This window comes from Leptolyngbya sp. FACHB-36 (genome assembly GCF_014695955.1).
Taxonomy (GTDB): domain Bacteria; phylum Cyanobacteriota; class Cyanobacteriia; order Leptolyngbyales; family Leptolyngbyaceae; genus FACHB-36.
Genome location: NZ_JACJPG010000549.1, coordinates 1 through 6,614, shown reverse-complemented (window position 1 = coordinate 6,614; position 6,614 = coordinate 1). Strand labels below are relative to the sequence as shown.

General features: G+C 53.2%; 5 protein-coding genes. 2 read left to right on the top strand and 3 right to left on the bottom strand.

Annotation, left to right across the window (positions count from 1 at the left end):
• The coding region (locus tag H6F43_RS15760) for a response regulator (protein WP_190343675.1) at positions 1-215 on the bottom strand (215 nt) is incomplete at its 3' end.
• Between the two features lie 669 nt (positions 216-884).
• Between H6F43_RS15760 and H6F43_RS15755 the strand changes: the two genes are divergently transcribed.
• On the top strand, positions 885-2,225 hold the full coding sequence (locus tag H6F43_RS15755) for an AAA-like domain-containing protein (RefSeq protein ID WP_190343674.1): 1,341 nt from the start codon (positions 885-887) through the stop codon (positions 2,223-2,225).
• Here H6F43_RS15755 and H6F43_RS15750 read toward each other — a convergent pair.
• The gene (locus H6F43_RS15750; RefSeq protein WP_190343673.1) at positions 2,222-2,455 is read right to left on the bottom strand and encodes a hypothetical protein; all 234 of its coding nucleotides are present in this window, start codon (positions 2,453-2,455) and stop codon (positions 2,222-2,224) included. The two genes, H6F43_RS15755 and H6F43_RS15750, sit on opposite strands and share 4 nt — an antisense overlap.
• A 139-nt stretch (positions 2,456-2,594) precedes the next feature.
• Here H6F43_RS15750 and H6F43_RS15745 point away from each other — a divergent pair, with 139 nt between their 5' ends.
• Positions 2,595-4,712 carry a flavin-dependent dehydrogenase gene (locus tag H6F43_RS15745; RefSeq protein ID WP_190343672.1) on the top strand — a complete coding sequence of 706 codons (2,118 nt, stop codon included), beginning with the start codon at positions 2,595-2,597 and terminating at the stop codon, positions 4,710-4,712.
• A gap of 5 nt (positions 4,713-4,717) precedes the next feature.
• Here the strand turns inward: H6F43_RS15745 and H6F43_RS15740 are convergent, their stop codons facing one another.
• Positions 4,718-6,304: a hypothetical protein gene (locus H6F43_RS15740; protein ID WP_190343671.1), complete on the bottom strand. Its 1,587-nt coding sequence runs from the start codon at positions 6,302-6,304 to the stop codon at positions 4,718-4,720.
• Between the last annotated feature and the right edge of the window lie 310 nt (positions 6,305-6,614).

The window sequence follows — 6,614 nt, the reverse complement described above, 5'->3', positions numbered from 1 at the left end:
CGATCGTCCTGCTGCAAAGCGTCAAGAACAGCATATCCATCAAATCCTGGAATTTGAGCTTCACTCAGAATCAAATCAGGCAATTTAAGTTTTGCCTGCTGCACACCCATCATTTCATTCGTCGCTGCGATCGTGCGAAATCCTTCAGCCCTCAAGATTTCAAGTAAGGTAACTCGAAAGGTGCGATTGTTTTCAATGACAAGAATCGTTTTCATTGTATGCAAATGAGATTGCCGCAGCAGGCAATGGCGTGAACAACGTAGCGCCTTAGAGTGTCTAATGATTGACTTACAGCCCCAGTAGAACATTAAAGGGTCGTTCAATCAGCACTGATATAGGTAACCAGTAAGATCGATCGCCTTTTGCTAATCAATTAGCAGTTTTTCAGGCGAGTATAGACCTTTCTCTATGTAGAAACTCATTTATCTCTAGAGAAGCAAAATGGCGTTTCTTAAATTAAAATCACTCTATCAATGATAGTAGTGTGCAAACTATAGCAAATTATTTGATTTGAGCCAAAGGTACCCTTAAAAGCGCCTTGTTTAAGAATTAATGTATCTAAAAATCAGAATTGAATAAAGGTTGGAAAAGTCAGTTAAGCCGGATTAGTTTATGAAAAGCAAGAAACACTAGGTTAGCTAAACGCTTGATGAATAAACGTTCTACGTCCTTTAGGAATGAGAAGTATTCGGTCGTACAGCGCGGCAGCAAAACCATGACGATGCCGAAGCTAAACAGACAATTTAGACAAAACATAACAGAAAGGATGTTATCTATGCGAAATAATGTGGGCAAGATAAAAGTTGAGATAGCCATCTGAGCAAATTAAAGAACCATTTAACATTATTTATCTTCTTAGCGTTTTTCGGATAGCAAAGACGCGTATGCTGCCAAACGAAGCTCTTGATCTCGTAAATCAGCTCTTAGAACCCAAGCCGCTTAGCTACCTTGAGCAAGTTGTGTTCCTACAGTCTTGGTCAGGAAAACGCTACCGAGAAATCGCGCTGGAATCCGGCTACGATTTGAGCTACATCAAAGATGTGGGTGCTCAACTTTGGAACTGCCTTTCGGAGGCGCTAGGGGCAAAAGTCACCAAAAAGAACGTGCGGCTAATTTTAGAAAACGCCTCTAGTCTTGAAAGTCGTAAAAGTCGAATTCATCTGCCGATTTCAGCGGAGACAGAGCTACACGCCTTTCCGGGTGGAATTGTTTCGCTGGCTTCCTCACTGTATGTTGATCGTCCACCGATCGAGCAGTTGGCATACGCAGAAATCAGTAAGTTAGGCAGCCTAACGAACATCAAAGCGCCTTGGCAAATGGGCAAAACCTCTCTAGCTCTACGAATTCTTGAGCATGCCCGAACGTTAGGCTATGGCGCTGTCATCGTTGATTTGCGACAGGCAGATCGCACCATTTTTTCCGACCTGGGAGGTTTTTTGCGCTGGTTTTGCCTTTACGTCAGTCGTCGATTGCAGGTAGAACCCAAACTGGCGGACTACTGGGATGAAGCGATCGGCACCAAGGTAAGCTGCACAGCCTATTTTCAGGACTATTTACTGGCGCAGCTAGACCGCCCGATCGTCCTCGTGCTCGATGAAACCAATCGCCTGTTCGACTACCCAGAGCTAGCTCAAGAGTTCTTGCCGCTGCTGCGAAGTTGGTATGAGGAAGCGTTGCAGCAGGCTGTTTGGCAGAAGCTACGGTTGGTTATTGTGTCTTGTAGCGAAATGCCGATTCCGCTCAGTCTCAGTCAGTCCCCCTTCCACGTCGGGCTACCGCTGTCTTTGCCAGAGTTCACGTGGGAGCAACTGCAAGATTTGGCCCAGCGTTACCAGCTAGCTGAAGTCGGCATCGACCCTGCTGCACTAGAGCTGCTAATGGCGCTGGTAGGAGGGCATCCCTACCTCATCCGATTAGCCTTTTATTGGGTGCGGCAGTCGAGACGACCCTTGGCGCAGTTGCTAGAGGAAGCGGCGACGCAAGCTGGTATCTATAGCAGCTACTTTCAGCGCTACTGGCTACTGCTGCAACAAAAACCAGAATTACTCAACACCTTTAGAACAGTGGTGATGGCGTCCAATGGCGTCCAGCTAGAAGCAATCACCGCAAACCATCTCAAAGGCATGGGATTGATTCGATTGCAGGGGAACTCGGCAACACCCCGCTGCGAACTATATCGTCAGTACTTCCGATCGCACCTACAAAACATCGAGAATGCTGTTTAGGGAAGCTTCTCCCACGCGATCGTCACAATTTCGCTGAGCCGACGCCGCTGTTTAATGTCCAGCAGGGCGTCGTCCGCCAAAACTTCTGCTCTCAGTTGGTCTAGCGATTGCCCCTTCGAGCGGGCAATTTGCACCACGCCCGCGATCGCCGCTGCAATTAGCTCTTCGTTCACTGATTTTTGTGGAAGTGCGACCACTTCTTGGGGATTTACTGGCATAGGATAGTTCATATTGATGGATCGACGGCAACTGCCTGAGTAATATGAGAATGTTGTAAAGTTTTTTAAGCAAGTGACCTGAAGTTTAGCGCACTTCTAAGGGTTCCAACCCTGTCTTTTTAAGTATTTCATTGGAGTTCATCCCCCCTAAATGAAGGAAATCCTTTATATAGAAGTTCCTAGCCCTGACGTAGATGCCGTCAAGCAATGGCTCCAGCAAAGTTTCACTCCTGAAGTCGGTGAAAAGGTAATTAGCCACAGCGGCATTCGATTAACGGTCAAACAAACCACACATCAGCCCTCCTCAATTCCTGAATCACAAAGCGACGACGAACTCTCATTTTTTGTCTGGTCGGTGCAGCGAACCACCTATCTTAAGGTCTTTCGCTGGACAACCCGACCCATCCTACACGAGAACCGTGTGCTGGAACACTTTGTTCAAGCGATTCGATCGCGCTTTCCTCACACCTACCCAGAGCCACCCGCGATCGACCTGACGCAGCAGTCGATCTTTGAGGCGCTGAGCGATCGCTACCCCCTCACTACGAAATACTTCCAGCGCATGCCCAATGGTGAATCAGATCTCACCCGCGTCTACTGGTGGGAACAGCGCTGGCGCGACGGGGTGCGGAATCCGAAGCAGCCAAAGCAAGTAGTGTTTTGGGGTGATCAGCAGACGCAGACTTATGCCTCTCCCACCTACGACCTGATCTACATTGGCGGTGCCCTTGGCGTCATTCATGCAGCTACAATGGCACGCCTCGGCTATCGCGTGCTGTTGATTGAGCGGCTGCCGTTTGGCAGAATGAATCGGGAGTGGAACATTTCGCGCAGCGAGTTCCAAAGCGTAATCGATCTCGGCTTGTTTACGGCAGCGGAGTTTGAAGGCCTGATTGCCCGGGAATACGTCGATGGCTTCCACAAGTTCTTTGATGGCAACAATCCGCCGCAAGCAAAAGCGGCTGTGCTGCATACGCCGACGGTGCTGAACGTTGGGTTGGATGCAGAGAAGCTACTGCGTCTGTGTGGGCAAAAGCTGAAAGAAGCAGGCGGCGAGATTTGGGACGAGACGGAGTTCGTGCGGGCAGACATCAACGCAAAGCAGGTCGTGGTTCAGACTCAGCACTTGCCAACCGGAGAACAACGCGACATTCGGGGACGCCTGCTGATAGACGCAATGGGCACGGCTTCGCCGATCGCGTGGCAACTCAACGGGGGACGGGCATTCGACAGCGTGTGTCCAACCGTGGGAGCCGTCATTTCCAGCGGATTTGAGCCGGGCGTCTGGGATGCCTGCTACGGTGACGTGCTCAACAGCCACGGCGACACCTCGCGGGGACGCCAACTGATTTGGGAACTGTTTCCTGCCGAAGGAGAAGAACTGACGTTCTACCTGTTCCACTATCACCAACCGCACCCAGACAATCCTGGCTCGCTGCTGGAGCTGTACGAGGACTTTTTTACGATTCTGCCGGAGTATCGCCGCTGCGACATGGATAAGCTGGTGTGGAAAAAACCGACCTTCGGCTATATTCCTGGGCACTTCAGCGTTAGCAATACCGATCGCCAAGTGGCGGTCGATCGTCTAATTGCGCTGGGCGATGCCGCCTCGCTTCAGTCGCCGTTGGTATTTACCGGCTTCGGTTCGCTCGTGCGAAATTTGCCGCGCCTGACCGCGCTGCTGGATACCGCGTTGAAGCACGATTTGCTAACCGCGAAGCACCTCAACCAGATCCGCGCTTACCAAAGCAACGTCTCAGTCACGTGGCTGTTCTCGAAGGGGATGATGGTGCCGACAGGACGCCATATTCCGCCCGCGCGAATCAACACGCTGCTCAATGTTTTCTTTGGGCTGCTGGCGAAAGAGCAAACCGATATTGCAGAGCAGTTCATTAAAGATCGCGTTGGCTGGTTCACGTTCAATCGCTTGGCGATCGCCACTGCTTGGCGAATTCCGACACTCCTGATCTGGATTTGGACGTTCATTCATCCCAGAGACTTTCTGCGCTGGCTAGGCTCCTACCGCGATTTCACCATGACTGCTCTACTGAGTGCGATCGTGGGCGGTTGGTCTCCTAACGTTCTGCGCCGACTCCAGCCCTGGCTAGAGCCACGATTTCCGGGTCTATGGCTGTGGCTGCTGGCGCAGAGCTACGTGCTGACCGATGGAGTTGGCGCACCGCAGCCTATTCGGACGAAAGCGGTCCGAACCGAACGGGCTACGATGGCGATCGGCGAGAACCATCCCACGCTGGCAGAGTCTGAGTGAAGCGCCTAGGTTCCTCGTGGAAAGGTTGGCAGATCAACGGCTGCTAGAGAAGTCAGCTTTTTGGCAGGACGCAGCGGATAGACGATTGGGGAAGGGAAGTTGGTCGTGAACATCGGCTCGCCTTGAGGTGCTGCTGCGTCTTCAGGTTGGCTGTTCAGATCGAAGCTAAAGGGCTTCGGCGCTTCAGGTGTGGGCGGCTGGGCTGACAGTGCAGCAACTTGCAGCGGACGGATTTGCCGAGGTGCTGGAGCCGCCTCGATCGGGTCAGACTGAGCAGTGTCAGGAGCTGACTTAAGTTGAGGCAGCGGCGTCTCTGCCAGCTGGGCGGGACGATCGTGCGTTGGCAAGGCGACTGCACGACCCGCTAACGCTGCCTGCGCCAACTGCTCACGTTGCTGCTCGGCTGTCGCGCTGTCGGATTCTGCCGGAGCCGCTGGCGCAGCAGGCGCAGCCGGAGGTGACTCGATCAGTGCTGTCAGATCCTCCCACAGTGGCTCTTCGATCGCGGGAGCCGCTGCTTCCGGAAGCTTGGACGCCTGTAAAAAGGGGCTGACATCGAAAATGGCTTCGACGGGTTCAGCCTCGGCTGCCGTAGGAGTGTTCGGCGCGTCAGGAAAGAGGACGTTCATCCAGTCACTCATGGAGGGCGCATCACTCGTTGCGGGGTCGATCGCCATCGGCTCAGATGCCTCAGACGGCATCAGGGGTTCAACGCTCAGCAAGCGAGAGAGCGGCGTTTGAGCCGCTGGGGGAGCCGGATAGGGAACGAGGCGATCGTTCGGTGCAGACCACGGTTTTACAGGCTGGTGTTGAACCGACAAAAGTTGAGCGGTATCCGTCAGTGGTGCAGGCGTGCCGCCATCAGCACCCCCAACCGGAGGTCTATAAGCGGTAGCAGGCATCTCCAAGCACTGCTCTAGAGCGGCTTTGAATTGCAGCGTTTGCTGCTGTTGGCGGTGCAGTCGCATTCTCAAATCGCGGCTGGTGTTTTCTGCCTGCATTCGCTGCTGAACGTGTTCGTTGCAGCGCTGCTGAGTTAGCGAGCAATCCCGCTCTAGTTGAGCGATGCGCGTCTGGCTGCTGTCGAGCTGTTTGGTTAACGTCTCAATCAGGATTTGCTGCCGCCGTGCGGTTTGGTGGGCGCGTTCTAGCTCCTGAAACAACCGCTGGCTGTGCTCTTGAGCAGTGGCGAGGTCTTGCGCCTGGGCGATCGATTCTTGCTGGAGCGATCGGGCAAGCTGTAGCTCAACTTGAGTTTGGGCAAGGTCGCGTTCGAGTTCGGCAACGTGCTCGTGCTGAAGGGCAGCCACGCGATCGCGCAGAAGCACGTTTTCCTGTTGCAGGTGTTTCACTAGCGCAATCCAGTCTTCGCCCTCACGGCTGATGGGCGGTAGCCCCTCCTCCGCGTCTGGCGGACCCTCCTCGTTATGTGGCGGAATCGCATCCACACTCAGCGCTCCTGGAAAATCCACGGTCTGCCAATCATCAGTGGCTGGCGGGCTGGAGGCATCGGAGATTGTTGGAGTCGCGCGATCGTTCGATTCAGTGGGAACCACGTTAATGTCGGGGTTTGGGAGGGCAGCTTCACTCATTGCTCTAATCCTGAAAGTGGGACGTTAGCGCAGAACAGGGATGAGGTTAATCATCATATAGCGGGTTGTGCATTTCGCCTGTCAAATTTGGCAAGCGTTGGAGCCGATGCTCGCAGCAGGTCGCCAAATTCCCTCACTTCCTACCACACCAAACTTCGCTTCTGGTGATTTTTAGGAAATCGATACCTTTGTTCACAACTCCTCACGATTGCGGAGAGCCGGATTCAAGCGCTTGATGCAGCACCTCGCGATGGATCAGCGCTCGATCGACCAGAAAATGCAGTTGATCGTTGGACAAGGCATCGCCGTT